The sequence below is a fragment of the Alteromonas sp. IB21 genome (assembly GCF_016405965.1).
GTDB lineage: Bacteria > Pseudomonadota > Gammaproteobacteria > Enterobacterales > Alteromonadaceae > Alteromonas.
On the sequence record NZ_JAEFCD010000014.1, the window covers coordinates 1 to 16,770 of the forward strand.

The following is a 16,770-nucleotide window of genomic DNA, read 5'->3' on the forward strand; positions in this document are numbered from 1 at the left end:
TCACTCAAATATGAATAGCGCCATTAGATCAAACTTTTAAGTCAATTGGTATTACTGGTTTCATTAACGAAGGTGCTAGCCGAGATGGCAGACACACGTTAGAACATGTTTCATTGATAGGCTTTCGAATTGAAAGCGCAAGCGTAGACGCACCGCGCACTTTATTTTTAATGTTGATATCAATGTTGTTATTTAGGAAAAAATTGCTTGGCAAACCGAGAAGCTAAAAAGCGGTCCTAGAAAACTAATTCTTAGTGTTAGGCACACTTCAGCCTTTTACTCATTGTAGCGTCTTCTTGTGTAAGCCAAGTACACACTAACGACTGTGTTTTGGTGTTAGTTACAATATTAACAATGGTGCTTTTAGTTTTGGGGTGGCGTAATCCTAAGAGTGTATGTTTTTTTATAATATCTTTATTATTCAAAAAAGTACGTATATAGCGCTTCGACATGCCTAAGCCAATTTCAGCTAACGCTATATGAACTTCAGGGGTGTGCGGGCCTAGTTCAGATGCCCTTTTCATGTAGCTAGTTAGTTCGGTGTTAACCTCACCTTTTAACCACCTTGTATATGCAATGTTCGCCCAGGTTACGGGCCAAGCTGGCCGATTTACCGCACTGTTCCAGTTTTCTGCTTCCGCTTCAAGTAGTAATTGCTTTGAATCGTTGTAGTCACTTTTAGATAGGGCTTTATACTGTAGTATCGTGCTTAAAGTATCCGTATAAAGAGGATGATTTTCATGGCTCTCTTTTGCATTCTTGGCATGTAGGTAAGCAGCGGTTAAGTCGTCTTTGGTTATGTTTCCTGAATCTTCCCATTGCTCTAAGTAGTTTTTTGCGCCATAGAAGTTAATCGACGCTATAACTGTAGATAGAGACGTAATACTTAAACAAAACACACATAAGAATAAGAGGGTGAAAGATAACAGTACTTTAAAATTTTTAAAGATTTTCATTTAGAACCAACAGCGGGCAATCTCTAAAGGGTTGTTCGTACAAAGGTCTTTCGCGCTAGCCTCTCCGTATTCATCTTTAACAAGTTGGTAAGCACCAGCTAACTCTGGAGGCCTTTTCTTTTGGTTATGCGCATCAGTCGCAATAATATCAGCAAATCTATCGTTCAAGAGTTTAAACGCGCACTCTTGAACACGTTCACCAAATGTTCCCGTAATGGCACCAGCGGTCAACTGGAACAAAACGCCTTTACCACGAAGCCAACTCGCTTTGTTGTAGCTGGACAGGATATCTCTGTTTCTTTCTGGGTGAGCAATCATGGGCAATATACCTTGCTTTTTTAACCACGCTATTAATTGCTCCGTCCCTGGTGGGATATGACTGTGCGGTAGTTCCAATAATAACACAGGTTGGTTGTCGAAATACCCCAAAAACGGCAGTCTATTTTGTTGCGCCATTGCTACAATATTTGGATTGATTCTGACCTCTGCCGCAAAATGACTCTTAAGTGGTATACCTTCTCTTTCAAGCGCACTTTTAAATATTTCATGGGTGCTCTCTATTATTTCGATGTTATTGTCAAAGTACCCTTCGTGGATATGAGGAGTGCAAACCACATGCGTAATACCAGAATCGTAAGCCATTCTAGCCAATGCTACTGACTCAGAGATGTTGCGAGCACCGTCGTCAATACCTGGTAACAAATGACAATGTAAATCGATCAACGCTAATAACCCGCTTTTATTGAAATATTTAAGTCACTAGCTTTCAGGTTGAGCACCGTAACCATATTGATCATAGTAGCCTGTATAAGCATAGGTACTTCCTGCCTTTTTTACATCCACTTGGTTTAGAATAACGCCGTCTATTCGCTTACCAATTCTCATAAAACGCTCAAGGCCACTAGATACTAGCTTTTCATTGGTAGCATCGGCTTTTACAACATAGAGAAGCGTATCGCAAGATTCACTTACTATTATCGCATCACTTACCGCCTGTGTTGGCGCTGTGTCGATAATGATATGATCGTACTTAGCTTTTAACTTTTCAATAACTGCGTTGAACCCACTACTTAGCAAAAGCTCTTGAGGATTAGGTGAACTGGAACCTGCCGTAATAACATCAATGCTCGAAGCGGTATCATTGCAAAGGCACTCGTCCAAAGTGTGCGTACCGGCGACAAGATTTGTAAGCCCTGGCTGAAAACCTGGCAAGTCGAACCGTTTAGCAACTGAAGGCTTTCGCAAGTCTGCATCGATCAACAATGTTTTGCCTAATTGCCCCATAGCAAACGCTAAGTTTATTGATACTGTCGTTTTCCCTTCTTTAGGCACACTAGACGTTACCATCGTCACCTTTTTATTACCTGACAAGTCGAGAAGTTGTATGCTTGTTCTGAGCGTTCTGATAGCCTCACTAAAAGTATGGTTAGACTTATCAAAAAACTCTCTCAAAGGTAAGTCTTCTTTTTTCTTATGTGGTTGCCAAGGAATTAACCCCATCATACGCTGACCTAGTTTACGCTCTACATCGTCTACTGAACGTATCCCACTATTAAGAAAATCTAGTACTAAAGCAATGAAAACGCCAAAGCCTAGGCTCAGTATCAAAGTAGCAGCCAAAATCAGAGACTTTTTGGGCTTCGCTGGGATAAGAGGAATTGTTGCTTTATCGAGTACTCGTGCATTAGCTGTTTCGAAACCTTCAACTTCACTTGTTTCTTGTAATCGAGTGAAAAATGAATCGTAAAGCTGCTGATTCGTATCAACCTCGCGTTGCAATATTTTTCTTTTAGATTCAAGCGTTGTAAGTTTTCGATACTCTTCTTTTGCTCGCGCAACTGATACTCTTAAACTGTTGACTTGCGACTCTGCTTGCCTGTATTCACTGTTGATACCCGAAATCAGCGAACGAACTTGATTAATTAAAGTTTGTTTAATTGAAGCAAGTTCTGCTTGTGCAGATATCATCTTTTGATGCTTGGGGCCATAAATTTTACTAAGTTCAGAAACGTTACTTTCTGCTAATAATTCAGCTTCCTTCACATTTTGAACAGATGGATGGTTTTGTACCGCAGGCATATCTGCAAGTTCGGCAGGATCACCATTAAAATCTTGAACTTGCTCAAAAATTATTTGTGTTTGCTTTAGGCGATTTTCGGCCACGAGTAGCTGCTCACTAAGCCCTTGCAGTTCTTCCGAAGCAAGGCCTACTACACCGTCTAAATCAACAACTTGTTCACGTTCGTAAAAATCAGCAAGTTTTCTTTCAGAAGCCTCCAATTTATTTCGAAGGCCAGCTAAGCTGTCGTTTAGCCAAGTAGTCGCTTTACTCGTCATATCGAACTTGGCTTCTAAATAATTTTCGATGTAAACGTCAGCAACCGTGTTTGCGATTTGTGCAGCGAGCTTGGGCGACTCGCTCATGTACGAAATTTTCACTACCTGGGTGTTAGCGACAGGAGAAATTGAGAGGTTTTCGGAAAAGAGTGAAATAAGTTGCTCTTTACGCTGCTGAGCGGCTTCCTCAGCTGATAGCGGCTCTACTTCTTTTTGAGGAAGAAATGTAAGTACGCTTTTCAAAAATGCCTTTGCGTCATCAATAAACGATGACTCTTCTTCTAAATACTGGGTGAAAATTGGGTTTTCACCAAGATTAAGCTTGTCGACGACTTTTTCCGCAATATGTCTTGATTTAAGTATTTCATATTGCGTCTCAAAGTATTCTTTTTTACTCGCATCTAAACCATAAACTTGCTCAATAGAAACAATATTGGTCTCTTCACTCTCTATAAGCAAAGAAGAGGTTGCTTGATATATTGGCGTCATAGACAACACGACAAGCGCGACCAGCAGCGTAACTATTCCAGCTAAACTTACAATTCGCCATTTACTTGCATTGATGACTCTAAAGTAATGCGTTAAGTCGATAACGTCATCATCTGCGTCTTGCTGCGCAGCTCTTAGATCATTTCCTTCAGAAAGCATAAAACGTCCACATTGTTATTTAAAAGAAGCTTTGATCAATGTTTATAATGTCGCCAGGTAAAATTTGCATGTATCGATTGGCGTTAAGCGTTACTTGCTTTCCATTTATGGTTCTATCGATGTAGATTTTTGTTTTTGATGCTCGCTCGGTATAACCACCGGCTAGTGCAGCTGCTTTATCTATCGTTAAGCCCGGCTGAAAAGGGTATCCACCCGGGTTTTTAACCTCACCGTTTATGAAAAATGGTCTGTACTCGATTATGCTCACCGAAACAGAAGGGTTGACTAAGTAGTCACCCTTTAAACCGTCATATATAAAGGTTTCTAATTGACTTACTGTCATTCCTAAAACAGATATCTCGCCAAGATAGGGATAGTTTACAACACCAACATCAGTAAGCCTTGTCTCTAAAGACAAATCATCCTGGCCGTAAACTGTTATTCTCACCGTATCGCCAGACCCTAAAGTATATTGGCTAAATGCAGCATTCTGCGCGTTAGATACGCCAGCAAAAATAAGAAATGACAAAAAGACTGTTAGGACGTTTTTCATGCAACTATTAACTACAACGTAATATTAACGGTTAAGCTAACAATATTTCTGTCAAAGTCAATTATATCTTCGTTACTGTTTCTTCTATCGTGAGTGAAACCAGCCTGTACAACCATGTAGCGGCGGGCGACGTAATTAACAGTAAACATCGTTGTTATGTTGTCGTCAACACGACTTGCATTCGAGCCAGTGTACACATCTTCCGAGTAAGAAGCCTTAACTGTTGTCGATACACGATCCAACCACTCATGGTCCCAACTTAACTGATAAGTTTGAGTGTCAATAAAATCACCAACACCGTTGGTTTCATTTGTATTTGTAAACGTAGTGAAGTCTACTGTAGAGTAAGTCCTTGGGTTCCATGTAACACCAATGCGCCAGTCTAGCCCGCTGAAGTTTTCTCTCGAACCATCGTCAAATTCTTTTTGTCGATGACCTACTTTGAAATAACCTGTAGTTTTCGCAGTTGTGTCCCACTCGACACCCACAAGCGTACGAACCTCTTCACTATCTAGTGGAGTAGTCGGGTCAAGAGCAAAATCATAATTTATATCGTTGTAAATAACATCGAAGGTCAAATCAGTTGCTGGCATAATTTTGTAATAAAAAGTACCGGCGAGCGTATTAGTGCTTCTATCTCGGCTTCTGTACAACGGCGTGTCGATATCATAATCTGTTGTTTGGTAGCCTGCGTTTAAATCTATACGTCCTTTAGTTGTTAATGCCCCGTATGAGTAAGTGACATCAACTTTACTGCTTTTATACTGGTCGGGTGTGTCTATTATGTCACCTTGACCAATTGTAAACGCGGTGCCACGCTCATCGTGATCATCTTTGTAGACCGCCTCAACAGAAACGCGGTGTCGAACGTTTAATTCAAAATTACCTGCCAGATTAAAAAGGTGGTCGGTGTAGCTATCTGCCTGACTAGAAAAATAGTTTCCACGTTCAAGCCTATAACCCGCTTGAATTGTGTTTAAGCCATAAGAGTTAACAAGAATGAATTCAGGCGCAATAGTACTTTTCCAGCTCTCAACCTCGCTGTCATCGTCGCGAAGTACATTGTCATCGTGACCGAACTCGCCCTTCAATGAAGGGTATAAGTCAAAACCGCCTAGCTCGATACTAGCAGGAGTTTGCGCAATCGTTTTACCGCATACTATTGCACTTAAAACGGTAACCAAGCATTTTTTCTGCATATTGTTCATAATGTTTCCCTATTAACTCTTTATATGCGTTTTTAAAAGCTACAACTTCGCTTCTTTTACTGCGGTGGAAGGACGAAACGAAATCGTAAAACCAGAGCGCCCTGTTTTTTTATCTTCTTACACATTTAGCGTGCTAAGACTACTCTAGATTTTGTAAAAAGTGCGACTGAATGGCATCAACTTAACTATTTAATTACTATTGTTTCGTTGCCAACTATTGTTTCGTTGCCAACGGCAAAGAAAAATACCATTAAAAACATGTCAATTTTATGGCAAAGGCAACTTAAAGCTTATTATTTATATCAACTATGATGTCAGGTATTTCACTAGTGTCAATTGGTTATTCTCTCGAAAAGTGAATTGTTTGTAGGGAATACACAGCGACAATGCCAAAATTTTGACATGGATGAAGTAATATCCTCAAACAGTCCTTGCAAGCAAGTGCTTTACGCGCCATTATTTGCATATGAGCTGATAAAGTTAAAATTATCTGTTGTTTATTTGAACAGCATACAATTCGGCTCAGTAAACATAGAATCGTTGCCTGTCCATGTAGTTTAAGGATATCTTTTAAATAATAAGCGGCTGCAAACGATGGCTAAATTAGAATATGATGGTTTAAATACGGATTTTACTTTGTCTTCATCTTCTGGCAGCGGTGGTTTCGTCGTTCGAAACCAAAGCGGATTTTCTACACTATACCGACTGGCCGATTTGGTCGTTGTTTTTGCTTCATGGTATTTATGTTACAACGCATTTAGTGTTGCGATTGATGACAGCGCGCTTGTTCTAGTGTTTTGTTTCTCAATTGTTTTTCAATTATGTGCTGAGGCTACGGATTTATATCGCTCTTGGCGCGGCGCTAAAACTTCGGAAATGGTTAAAGCAACGGCATTTTGTTGGTCTATCACCTGTTTGCTAACACTCACATGTGGATACTTTTTTGCCGAATCATCAACAAAAACACCATTAACCGTTATAACTTGGTTTGCTTCTTCCCTCTTTACACTGAGTGCTTGGCGCTATGTTATGAGGAGCTTTTTATTTAAGATCAGAAAAACAGGCCTTAACTCTCGCCAGGCCATTGTGATAGGTGCAACCAAAATTGGCCAAGAATTAGCGTCGCAGATAGAAAGCCATGACGAACTAGGCATTCGTTTCTTGGGGATATTTGACGATAGACAACCAGAGAGGCTTCCAGATTCCGCACAACTCTTTTTGAAAGGCTCTATTCAAGACGCCATTGACATGGCGAAAACAAATAAGGTCGACTACATATATATTGCCCTTCCAATGGGCGCTGAAAATAGAATTCGAGAAATTCTCAATTATTGCTCCGATACCACCGCAAGTGTTTATCTTATTCCGAACTTTTTTGTATTTAACCTCATGAACTCGAGGTGGCAGAGCATTGGCACTGTGCAAGCGTTGAGTATCTTCGACACTCCTTTTCAAGGGGCAAGCGAAGCACTTAAGCGAATAGAAGACATTTTGTTAAGTTTGCTCTTTTTAACGGTTCTGGCTGTTCCAATGCTAATCATTGCCGCAGCTGTAAAGCTCACCTCTAAAGGACCAGCAATATTTAAGCAAAAACGCTACGGGCTCGATGGAAAGCAAATTTGGGTGTATAAATTTCGCTCTATGTCTACGCAAGACAATGGGTCTCAGGTGAAACAGGCTACAAAAAACGACCCTCGCATAACCAAATTAGGCGCATTTTTAAGAAGGACCTCCCTTGATGAACTTCCTCAGTTCATTAACGTTCTCCAAGGAAGAATGTCGATTGTCGGGCCACGACCGCATGCAGTAGCGCATAACGAACAATATCGAAAGTTGATATCAGGGTACATGCTACGTCATAAAGTTCGCCCTGGGATAACGGGGTGGGCGCAAGTGAACGGTTTTAGAGGTGAGACCAATACCATTGAGAAAATGGAAAAGAGAGTACAGTTTGACCTAGATTACATTCACAATTGGTCCATATGGCTCGACATAAAAATAATCATAAAAACAGCCATTGGCACCTTTGTCGACAAAAATGCATATTAGCATTTAGTCAATATTTATTGTTAGCCTCGTAGCGTGTAGTTATAAATAGTAACAAAACACGTTGGTGTTGAGCCACTAACAGCAGACGCATCAATGAAATACATCTCAATTAAATGCACATGCGCTTTTCCAATAATGATTGGGTAATGCTACACTCGTACGCTTGAAGCAATAATGTATTGACGAGCAATCAACTATTTTTTAACTTGTTCGTCTGTTAACTGTAAAATGGAAATTATGAGCGACGATAATCCTCACTCTACCAACGGCTCCTCAGGCAAGAGTTGGTTAGATAAACTAAAAAATTCAATTTCTGGCGAGCCGAGAAGTAAAGAAGAGTTAGTATCGGTTATTACTGATGCAGAACATAACGAAATCATAGACCCACAAACCCGTGAAATGATTGAAGGGGTAATTGGGGTAAATGAAATGCGAGTGAGGGATATTATGATCCCCCGCGCTCAAATGACCACCATAGATGTTGAGAAAAAGGTAGAAGAGTTTCTACCTCTTATGCTTGAATCTGCCCACTCTCGTTTTCCCGTAATAAGCGAAGATAAAGACCACATTGAAGGTATTTTACTTGCTAAAGACCTACTCGCGTTTGCCTTTAACGCAGAGAAAGAGTTCAACTTAAAAGATATTTTACGCCCGGCAGTTATCGTGCCTGAAAGCAAACGTGTTGATGTTCTATTAAAAGAATTTCGTCAGCAGCGCTATCACATGGCCATTGTTGTAGACGAATACGGCGGTGTGTCTGGCTTAGTTACTATTGAAGACATTCTCGAAATTATCGTGGGCGAAATTGAAGATGAATACGATACCGAAGAAGATGGTACTGACGATATTCGCCCGTTAAATAAGTCGACCTACACAGTAAAAGCGCTGACTCCTGTAGATGACTTTAATGAATTTTTTGAAACAAAGTTTAGCGAAGAAGAAGCCGACACCATTGGTGGTATTGTGCTTAAAGCATTTGGTCATATGCCTGAAACTAATGATGAGATCACCATTGGCGATATTCTGTTTAAAGTCACAAACTCTGATAAACGCCGTCTTATTCAACTAAAGGTTTCAGTACCTTCGCTGGAATAGTAAATCAGCGAGACCCATCTTGTTTCAGCACAAGGCTACGCAGCTTTAAACCCGTATTCTTGTGCTGAAGCTACGAACCCATTAACCACAATCAGATGACACCTATGCTGAAACGGTTTTTCCCCCACCTTATTCTTGTTCTAAGCGGTGCGAGCTTAACGCTGGCATTTGCTCCCTTTAACATGTGGCTTTTGACTATTCCTGCATTTGCACTTGCTATTCGCCAGGTAATAAAGCTTAAGCACCGCCCATTTCTTGCTGGTTGGCTATTTGGAGCGGGGTGGTTCGGCGCAGGCATAAGTTGGGTTCACGTAAGCATTGCTGATTTTGGTGGCTTACCACTTGTTGCTTCAATTGGTTTAATGGCGCTGCTTTGCGGTTATTTAGCCTTGTACCCTGCCCTTGCCACTAAACTCACCGCAATATATTTTTCGCCCCGGTTATGGCCCATGGCACTGCCCTTTTTCTGGGTTACCGCAGAGTGGCTTAGAAGCTGGATGTTAAGCGGGTTTCCATGGCTATCGCTGGGCTATAGCCAGCTAGAAAGTCCATTGTCTGGCTTTGCACCTATTATCGGGGAAACAGGTATAAGTGCGCTTATCGTTATTAGCGCCACCCTATTTGCATTAATAAACAATAAGCGAACCCTTGCTAACGCTACACTCGTTATACTTTGCCTGTTTATAAGCGGCTACATTTTAAAGCAGCACACCTGGGTTACGCCAGAAAAGACCTACTCGGTAGGCATGGCCCAGGGCAATATTGCGCAAAGCTTACGATGGGTACCTGAGCAAGATGGTCCTACCATGGATACATACTGGAAGCTAACCGAAAGCCTATGGGATAACGACCTTATAATTTGGCCCGAAGCTGCCGTACCGAAACTAGAACCATTAGCACAGCCTTATCTTGCTAAAGTTAACGAAAGAGCATTTCAGGAAAACACAGCGCTTATCAGTGGCATCGTAAATTATAACTGGGAAACCGACGAGGCTTGGAACAACCTAATTGTATTGGGCAAGCGAACGCCCGATGCCGTCTACCCCGATTACCAGTATTTTCACAATAACCGCTTTTCAAAGCATCACCTATTACCTGTAGGCGAGTTTGTACCTTTTGAAGACTGGCTGCGCCCCCTCGCCCCCCTATTCGACTTGCCTATGTCGTCATTCTCTCGCGGTGATTATCAGCAGGCGAATCTTGAAGCTAATGGCATTCACTTAGCACCCGCTATCTGTTTTGAAATTGCGTTTCCTCACCAAGTGATGGCAAATGTATATGAAGATACAGACATGATCATTACGGTAAGTAACGATGCGTGGTTTGGACACTCTCATGGCCCGGCGCAGCATTTACAAATTGCGCAGATGCGTGCTCTTGAGCTGGGCCGACCGGTTGTAAGAGCGACCAACAATGGTATTACTGCCTTTATCGACCACAAAGGCGAAGTGACAACACGCTTGCCGCAATTTATGGCCGGTAATATTTCGGCGCCAGTTGTGGCAACTCGCGGGTTTACACCGTATTACCATCTACAGGAGTTCGGCGTTTGGACGCTCGTGATTGTATTGATGGTTTCTGCCTTAGCTCTTAGAAGACGGTATTTCTAACGCTTTAGGGTTAAGTCAATATCAAATCTGAAATTAGAAAAAAACGAAAATGATGTTTGTTGCAAGGAGGCATGATTGAAAGATAAAGAAAAAATAGCTGTATTTATCGATGCAGATAATGCACCTGCTCATAAAATTGATAAGGTACTATCTGAATTGGCTCGCTATGGTGTAGTCAATATTAGAAAGGCATATGGAAACTGGAAAAATCAAAGTTTGAAGCCGTGGGAAGATGTTCTTCATGAATTTGCTATTCAGCCCATTCAGCAGTTTGATCTTACTAGAGGCAAAAATGCAACAGACATGGCACTGGTCATTGATGTCATGGATGCTTTGTATACAAAAGATATAGACGTAATTTGTCTTGTTTCGTCAGATTGTGACTTTACTCCCCTTGTAACCCGTTCATTGGCCGACGGAAAGTTTGTTATAGGCTTTGGAGAAAGAAAAGCTCCACTCGCTTTCGTCAATAGCTGCTCTCGCTTTCTTTACCTCGATAAAGAAAACGAAAAAGAACTGCCTATTCTGAAAGCAACAAAGAATATAAAGAGTGACACTAAGTTAATGAACTTGCTCAGGCAAGCAGTTGAGGCAGTAGAAGAAAATGATGGCTGGGCAATGTTGGGCCCAATTGGAACGCACATATCAAATCACGCGTCGTTTGATCAACGTAATTATGGCTTTAAAAAGTTGAGTGATTTATTTCAAGCGATTGACCTTTTTGAGATGAAGAAGACTAATGGCTCTGTTTTATGGGTAAGGGATAAGAAAAGAGCTAGGCTGTTCAACAAAGCAAAGTAAATAATCCAAAAAAAGCTGCGCCTTATAACGAGGAGCAGCTTTAAATTTGTAACTTAGTTACCGTCTAACTTTTAACTACCCGCTGCCTGAATTGCCGTGAGCGCGATGGTAAAGACAATATCGTCTACCAAGGCACCGCGACTTAAATCGTTAACCGGCTTTCTCATGCCTTGCAGCATTGGGCCAATACACACTAGGTCGAAACTGCGCTGCACAGCCTTATACGTGGTGTTACCGGTATTTAAATCAGGAAACACGAATACATTTGCTCTACCTGCAACCGGGCTATTTGGCGCTTTGCTCTTACCTACACTTTCAATGGCCGCCGCATCGTATTGAAGCGGACCATCAATCAGTAAATCTGGGCGAAGACCTTGCGCAATTTTAGTGGCTTCTCGCACTTTCTCCACATCACTGCCCGCACCCGATGACCCAGTACTGTAGCTGATCATAGCAACCCTTGGTTCTATGCCAAACATTTGCGCCGATTCTGCAGACTGTATAGCAATGTCTGCAAGTTGTTTTGCATCAGGATCAGGGTTAATCGCACAATCGCCGTAGACCAAAACTTGATCAGGCAAAAGCATGAAAAATACAGACGACACCAAGGACGCATTTTCAGCCGTTTTTATTAATTGCAAAGCGGGCCGAATAGTATTAGCCGTGGTGTTAATCGCACCAGAAACCAAACCGTCTACATCGTCTTGCTGAAGCATCATAGTGCCTAACGTCACGTTGTCTTCTAGAAGCTCTTGGGCAACCACTTCGGTCACACCTTTGTGACCGCGTAACGCGACTAAGCCCTCAACGTAGTCCTTCTTTATAGCCGACGGCGAAAGAATTTCCACGCCATCACTAAGCACTACACCTTGCTGTTCCGCTACCCGTCTGATTTCGGTTTCGTCGCCTAACAGTACAGGTCTTGCCAACCCTCGCTTTGCGCAAATAGACGCTGCGACAACGGTTCTCGGTTCATTTCCTTCGGGCAGTACAATGCGCTTGTTAACCTGCCTTGCACGGTTGGTGAGATAAAAGCGAAACGCCGATGGAGAAAGCTTTTTCTGACGAGATACTTTTTGGGTAAGCGAATTTACCCAACTTGCGTCCAGACTTTCCGCTGTGTGAACCATTACCTTTTCTATTCGTTGACTGTCATCAACCGGCACTTCTTGGTTAAAAGCGTGTAGCGCTTGCGCTGTTTGCCACGTATTAGAGTTTACCAACATTACGGGCAGGCCCGTTTCCATGGCTTGGCTGCACAAGGCCATGATATTTTCATCTGGCTGGTAGCCACCCGTCAGCAGCAGCGCGCCTAGCTTTGTACCGTTGAGCGCCGCAAGACAACAGGATACAAACACGTCACCGCGATCACCTGACATAACCAATAACGCACCTGGTTTAAGGGTATGGGTCATGTTGTGAATTTCGCGCGCACAAAAGGTTACACTGCTTAAACGACGCTCAGAAAGTTCACCTTTATTAAGGAGTGTCGCTTTAAGGTGTTTAGCTACATCAGTCGCACGAGGAGATACTAAATCAGCGCTCCAATCGATAGTACCAAGTAAACTTAAGCCCTTTCTGAAGATGGGGAGTTCGCGAAGTGCTTGCGTACGCGCTTCGTCATGTTCAGGCGCTTCTATTGCGCCGATATCGGCACGAAGCCTTCCATGCTCATCAAACGGTGCATTTACTTTATTGAAGATACAACCCACTACCTTCTGCCCTTTATGACCGCCGTAAGTGTCGACCACGATTTCCAAACGATGATTGATATCAGTGATGGTATCGTTTCCAGGTACAGCGACAAACACAATGTCAGCATCAAGCGCACGGCTTATTTCTAGATTCAAACGCTCGGCGTAAGGGTGGTGTCGCGTTGTCACTAACCCTTCAATTACGGTTACGGCCTCTTGCTCGCTATTTTCTTCGAAGCGCTCGATGATTTCTTCAAGTAATTCATCGGTACTATCATTGCTAATCATACGCTCAACATAGTCGAGCGCAAAGGGCGTGATAGGCGACACGCTAGCGTGATGAGCAATAATGGCCGTTGAACGCTCTTCACCGTTATCGCCTCTTCGTGGCTGTGCCACAGGCTTGAAGAAATTTAGCTTTATACCTTGCTCTTCAATTGCTCGAACAAGGCCCATGCTGACCGTAGTGAGGCCCACACTAGTGCCCACGGGGATCAACATAATTCTGCGAGACATAGTTACTCCTGGTTTTACTTATTCAATGCGCTAGCGCATTTAGTTTAGGCGAAGGTTGCAGCTTCTGCGGCGATAACCCACTCTTCGTTAGTAGGTACTACGTAAACGGCTGTAGATGCGTTTTCTGTGGATATTTTTCCGCCCTGACCAAATCGCGCATTGGTATTTTTTTGCTCATCTAAAGTAATGCCAAAGTGAGCAAAATATCCCATGGTCGTTTCTCTAATAAGCGAAGAGTTTTCGCCTATACCGCCTGTAAATACAATGGCATCTAATGTTGGTACTGCAACCATATAACCCGCAATATATTTTGCTAAACGATAACAAAAGATTTCGATCGCTAATTGCGCGCCTTCATGCCCTTCTAACGCTGCATCTTCTAGCGTTCTGCAATCATTGCTTAGCTCTGAAATACCCAACAATCCTGACTGCTTATTAAGAAGATCGCTGATTTCATCCGCCGTTTTACCCAACTTTTTCTGTAACGTACCTGGCAAACTTGGATCGAGGTCGCCACAGCGAGTCCCCATTACTAAGCCTTCAAGTGGGATAAAGCCAAGACTTGTATCTACAGCTTTACCTTTTTCAATAGCCGACACACTACAGCCGTTGCCTAAATGAGCGCTGATGATGCTGGTGTCTGAAACGGGCTTATCAAGAATTTTCGCCATGCTATCAAGAATAAACTTGTGACTTGTGCCGTGGAAACCATAGCGTCTTATGCCATGCTCGCGATAAAGCGACATGGGTAAAGCGTAAATATAGGCTTTCTTTGGCAAGGTTTGGAAGAAAGAAGTATCAAACACAACTACGTGCGGTAAATCTGGGTATGCCGCTTGTGCAGTGACAATACCTTTTAAATTCGCCATATTGTGAAGCGGTGCCATGCTCGCATAATCTTCGATTGCTTCAAGTACGCTGTCATCAACCAGTGCAGCTTGCTTAAACTTTTCACCGCCATGCACAACCCTGTGCCCAATGGCTATAGGTTGCACGCCTGTGCTAGCGATAACTTTGGCAATCGCATCAAGCGCTTCGGTATGACCTGCTTTTTCGGGCAGCGCCTGCTTTTCTTTTTTGCCGTTTAGCTTATAAGACAAACTGGCATCGCTGTTGCCTAGTGCTTCGGCAATACCTGACAGCCCAGCTTCGCCAGTTTCAGCGTCAATAATCGCAAACTTAACGGATGAGCTTCCGCAATTTAAAACTATAACTTCTTTCTTCATGTTCAAATTTTACAAATGTAAGTGGTCAACTTTTATTAGCGCTAACTGTAGCATTTATAAACATTTTAGTTAGTTAAAGTAATGCTAAATGTTTTATAAAAACTTTCGAAAATTTGTTTTACGTACGCGACTTCCCCTTGATTAAAGCGAAAAACAGGTTTAACGCCGCGCCCTCTCCTAACGAAAAAAGAAAAATAGCCAATAAATTCTTTAGCTTAGCCATTGAAAAGAAATTAATTTGAAATTTTTTTAACTGTTTTGCTTGAAAAGTATTTCGGCCATTCCTATATATAACTTGTCGGCGCTGAAAGGTCAGGTCGACAAAACCGCCGCCGCAACGTCGGGGCATTTAAACTTTAAACATATTGCTTAATTTTGAGGATATGACTATGCGTACTATCGATCTATCTCCACTTTACCGTTCATTCATTGGTTCTGACCACTTAGCATCACTTATCGATGCAGCATCTCGTGCTGAGAAGCAAAGCACATATCCGCCATACAACATTGAATTACTTGGCGATGACAAGTATCGTGTCACTATGGCCATAGCAGGCTTTAGCAAAGACGATGTATCTATTCAGGTTGAAGACAATACATTAACCATTACCGGCACGAAAAAAGCTGAAGCGGAAGACAAAGAAAGTAAAGAACGTAAGTTCTTACACAAAGGCATCTCAGAGCGTAACTTTGAGCGTAAATTCCAGCTAGGCGACCACGTAAAAGTACTGGCAGCCGATATGGAAAACGGCCTACTTCATATCGATATGGAGCGAGTCATTCCTGAAGCCAAGAAGCCTCGTCAAATAGAGATTGGTTCTCGATTACTCGAAAACTAAATTAATTGTTTCTTGGTTTGTTTCCCAACTTTTAGCGGCGCCTTACGGCGCCGTTTTTTTGTTTTTGAAATTGATACATTTCGTTATTTGAACATCGATAAGATTGGCCAACTAAGAAGTCAGCATGGGTATTCATGTAATATCGCTTTTAAGAACCTACCGTTCATTCAACTCGATGACGTATTCTGCTTTACCAGATTCTCCCGACTTAAAGTGACCCGTAATTGATTTCCCAACTAACTCACCGGTAGCCGAGCCGTCTATTGAAGCGAATTCACTACTCGCAACGCCATTTTCGAACATACCAATATGTTGAAAAGTTACAGTTCCTCTTAAACCATTTATAACACCAATAAAACTTTCAAAGCCTGTGAATTGTGCAGACGTAGGCGCCTGATAAGACATCAAAAACTCAATGGTTGATTCTCCAACCATGCCACCTGTATACGACTGCTCAATGCTTGCATGAGATGTTTTTATCCCTTCTGACTTTTCTTTAAGTATTTCTTCATTCCATTTTAAAATGGAAAAGCTTCCCTCGAGGGCCATGGCGTTCTCTTAATAATTGTTAGTAAACCTAAGTCGGTAAACCCTAGCTTGTCAGTCACAATAAAACAGCCGGCAAATTGTAACAGAGTGTTTATATAAACCCTTTAAGCATTGCTAAACCCACTGCGTTACAAGTGCTCGCATCTTTAATATCACCGCTGATTATTTTTTCTTTTAGTTCAGTAAACGTAATAGGGACAACGCGCAGGTCCTCTTCTTCTTCGTCGAGCTTCTGTTTACCTTGAGTAAGTCCTTTCGCTACGTATATATGATAACCCTGGTCGCAAAACCCATAGGCTAAGTATTGGAAGCCTACGTACTCCATCGAATCTGCGATTAACCCAGTCTCTTCTTTGACTTCTCCCTTTGCAAGTTCCACAGGATCAACATCAGGATTACCCTCCCATGCACCTTGTGGTAGCTCAAGCTGGCGCTGTTTTATGGTATATCGATACTGCTCTACCATGTAAACCTTATCGCCTTCGATAGGTAAGATGATGGCAAAGTCTGGCTTTTCTACTACACCATAAATACCTTCATTACCGCTGCTGCGACGTATTTTGTCTTCTCTTACACGAAGCCATTTGTTTTCGTACACTATTTTTGAATGAAGTGTTTCAATGTCTGCCATCGCCGTCCTTATCAGTGCATTCAAGTGCTTTAATAACGTTACTCGACAGACATAGTGG

Annotated in this window: 14 protein-coding genes; 5 read left to right on the top strand and 9 right to left on the bottom strand. The window is 42.2% G+C overall.

Translation table 11 applies throughout. The annotated features are described in order from the left end of the window. Nucleotides 1-257: 257 nt before the first annotated feature. From JC525_RS10865 to JC525_RS10885, 5 genes are read right to left on the bottom strand one after another with little or no spacing between them, the layout of a single operon-like run. On the bottom strand, nt 258-956 hold the full coding sequence (locus JC525_RS10865) for a VpsP family polysaccharide biosynthesis protein (RefSeq protein ID WP_198815869.1): 699 nt from the start codon (nt 954-956) through the stop codon (nt 258-260). Continuing rightward, on the bottom strand, nt 957-1,679 hold the full coding sequence (locus JC525_RS10870; protein ID WP_198815870.1) for a tyrosine-protein phosphatase: 723 nt from the start codon (nt 1,677-1,679) through the stop codon (nt 957-959). It abuts the gene before it with no gap. Between the two features lie 36 nt (nt 1,680-1,715). Then, on the bottom strand, nt 1,716-3,941 hold the full coding sequence (locus tag JC525_RS10875) for a GumC family protein (RefSeq protein ID WP_198815871.1): 2,226 nt from the start codon (nt 3,939-3,941) through the stop codon (nt 1,716-1,718). A gap of 19 nt (nt 3,942-3,960) precedes the next feature. Then, the gene (locus JC525_RS10880) at nt 3,961-4,494 is read right to left on the bottom strand and encodes a polysaccharide biosynthesis/export family protein (protein ID WP_198815872.1); all 534 of its coding nucleotides are present in this window, start codon (nt 4,492-4,494) and stop codon (nt 3,961-3,963) included. A gap of 11 nt (nt 4,495-4,505) precedes the next feature. Continuing rightward, nucleotides 4,506-5,702, bottom strand: a complete 1,197-nt coding sequence (locus JC525_RS10885; RefSeq protein ID WP_198815873.1) for an outer membrane beta-barrel protein — start codon at nt 5,700-5,702, stop codon at nt 4,506-4,508. 594 nt (nt 5,703-6,296) lie between these two features. On the opposite strand from JC525_RS10885, the gene JC525_RS10890 reads away from it, so the two are divergent. From JC525_RS10890 to JC525_RS10905, 4 genes are all read left to right on the top strand, one after another. Continuing rightward, the gene (locus tag JC525_RS10890; protein ID WP_198815874.1) at nt 6,297-7,751 is read left to right on the top strand and encodes an undecaprenyl-phosphate glucose phosphotransferase; all 1,455 of its coding nucleotides are present in this window, start codon (nt 6,297-6,299) and stop codon (nt 7,749-7,751) included. Nucleotides 7,752-7,988: 237 nt separating this feature from the next. Then, the gene (corC, locus tag JC525_RS10895) at nt 7,989-8,846 is read left to right on the top strand and encodes a CNNM family magnesium/cobalt transport protein CorC (protein ID WP_105932015.1); all 858 of its coding nucleotides are present in this window, start codon (nt 7,989-7,991) and stop codon (nt 8,844-8,846) included. Nucleotides 8,847-8,950: 104 nt separating this feature from the next. Further along, a complete protein-coding gene (gene lnt / locus JC525_RS10900; protein ID WP_198815875.1) occupies nt 8,951-10,456 on the top strand; it encodes an apolipoprotein N-acyltransferase in 1,506 nt (501 codons plus the stop codon). Between the two features lie 75 nt (nt 10,457-10,531). Continuing rightward, on the top strand, nt 10,532-11,257 hold the full coding sequence (locus JC525_RS10905; protein ID WP_198815876.1) for an NYN domain-containing protein: 726 nt from the start codon (nt 10,532-10,534) through the stop codon (nt 11,255-11,257). Between the two features lie 71 nt (nt 11,258-11,328). On the opposite strand, the gene pta is transcribed toward JC525_RS10905, so the two are convergent. Next, nucleotides 11,329-13,467, bottom strand: a complete 2,139-nt coding sequence (gene pta / locus JC525_RS10910; protein ID WP_198815877.1) for a phosphate acetyltransferase — start codon at nt 13,465-13,467, stop codon at nt 11,329-11,331. Nucleotides 13,468-13,511: 44 nt separating this feature from the next. Continuing rightward, nucleotides 13,512-14,693 carry an acetate kinase gene (locus tag JC525_RS10915; protein WP_198815878.1) on the bottom strand — a complete coding sequence of 394 codons (1,182 nt, stop codon included), beginning with the start codon at nt 14,691-14,693 and terminating at the stop codon, nt 13,512-13,514. A gap of 389 nt (nt 14,694-15,082) precedes the next feature. Between JC525_RS10915 and JC525_RS10920 the strand changes: the two genes are divergently transcribed. Beyond that, complete coding sequence (locus JC525_RS10920; protein WP_159580681.1) at nt 15,083-15,532, top strand: Hsp20 family protein; 450 nt, start codon at nt 15,083-15,085, stop codon at nt 15,530-15,532. A gap of 156 nt (nt 15,533-15,688) precedes the next feature. Here JC525_RS10920 and JC525_RS10925 read toward each other — a convergent pair whose 3' ends face one another. Further along, nucleotides 15,689-16,081 carry a DUF3224 domain-containing protein gene (locus tag JC525_RS10925; RefSeq protein ID WP_198815879.1) on the bottom strand — a complete coding sequence of 131 codons (393 nt, stop codon included), beginning with the start codon at nt 16,079-16,081 and terminating at the stop codon, nt 15,689-15,691. A 91-nt stretch (nt 16,082-16,172) separates the two neighbouring features. Then, a complete protein-coding gene (locus tag JC525_RS10930; RefSeq protein ID WP_198815880.1) occupies nt 16,173-16,712 on the bottom strand; it encodes an NUDIX domain-containing protein in 540 nt (179 codons plus the stop codon). Between the last annotated feature and the right edge of the window lie 58 nt (nt 16,713-16,770).

Bases quoted from the DNA above. Each gene is read 5' to 3' on its own strand.
- JC525_RS10865 (WP_198815869.1), bottom strand. From the start codon at position 956: ATGAAAATCTTTAAAAATTTTAAAGTACTGTTATCTTTCACCCTCTTA.
- JC525_RS10875 (WP_198815871.1), bottom strand. From the start codon at position 3,941: ATGCTTTCTGAAGGAAATGATCTAAGAGCTGCGCAGCAAGACGCAGAT.
- JC525_RS10880 (WP_198815872.1), bottom strand. From the start codon at position 4,494: ATGAAAAACGTCCTAACAGTCTTTTTGTCATTTCTTATTTTTGCTGGC.
- JC525_RS10885 (WP_198815873.1), bottom strand. From the start codon at position 5,702: ATGAACAATATGCAGAAAAAATGCTTGGTTACCGTTTTAAGTGCAATA.
- JC525_RS10890 (WP_198815874.1), top strand. From the start codon at position 6,297: ATGGCTAAATTAGAATATGATGGTTTAAATACGGATTTTACTTTGTCT.
- corC (WP_105932015.1), top strand. From the start codon at position 7,989: ATGAGCGACGATAATCCTCACTCTACCAACGGCTCCTCAGGCAAGAGT.
- lnt (WP_198815875.1), top strand. From the start codon at position 8,951: ATGCTGAAACGGTTTTTCCCCCACCTTATTCTTGTTCTAAGCGGTGCG.
- pta (WP_198815877.1), bottom strand. From the start codon at position 13,467: ATGTCTCGCAGAATTATGTTGATCCCCGTGGGCACTAGTGTGGGCCTC.
- JC525_RS10915 (WP_198815878.1), bottom strand. From the start codon at position 14,693: ATGAAGAAAGAAGTTATAGTTTTAAATTGCGGAAGCTCATCCGTTAAG.
- JC525_RS10920 (WP_159580681.1), top strand. From the start codon at position 15,083: ATGCGTACTATCGATCTATCTCCACTTTACCGTTCATTCATTGGTTCT.
- JC525_RS10925 (WP_198815879.1), bottom strand. From the start codon at position 16,081: ATGGCCCTCGAGGGAAGCTTTTCCATTTTAAAATGGAATGAAGAAATA.
- JC525_RS10930 (WP_198815880.1), bottom strand. From the start codon at position 16,712: ATGGCAGACATTGAAACACTTCATTCAAAAATAGTGTACGAAAACAAA.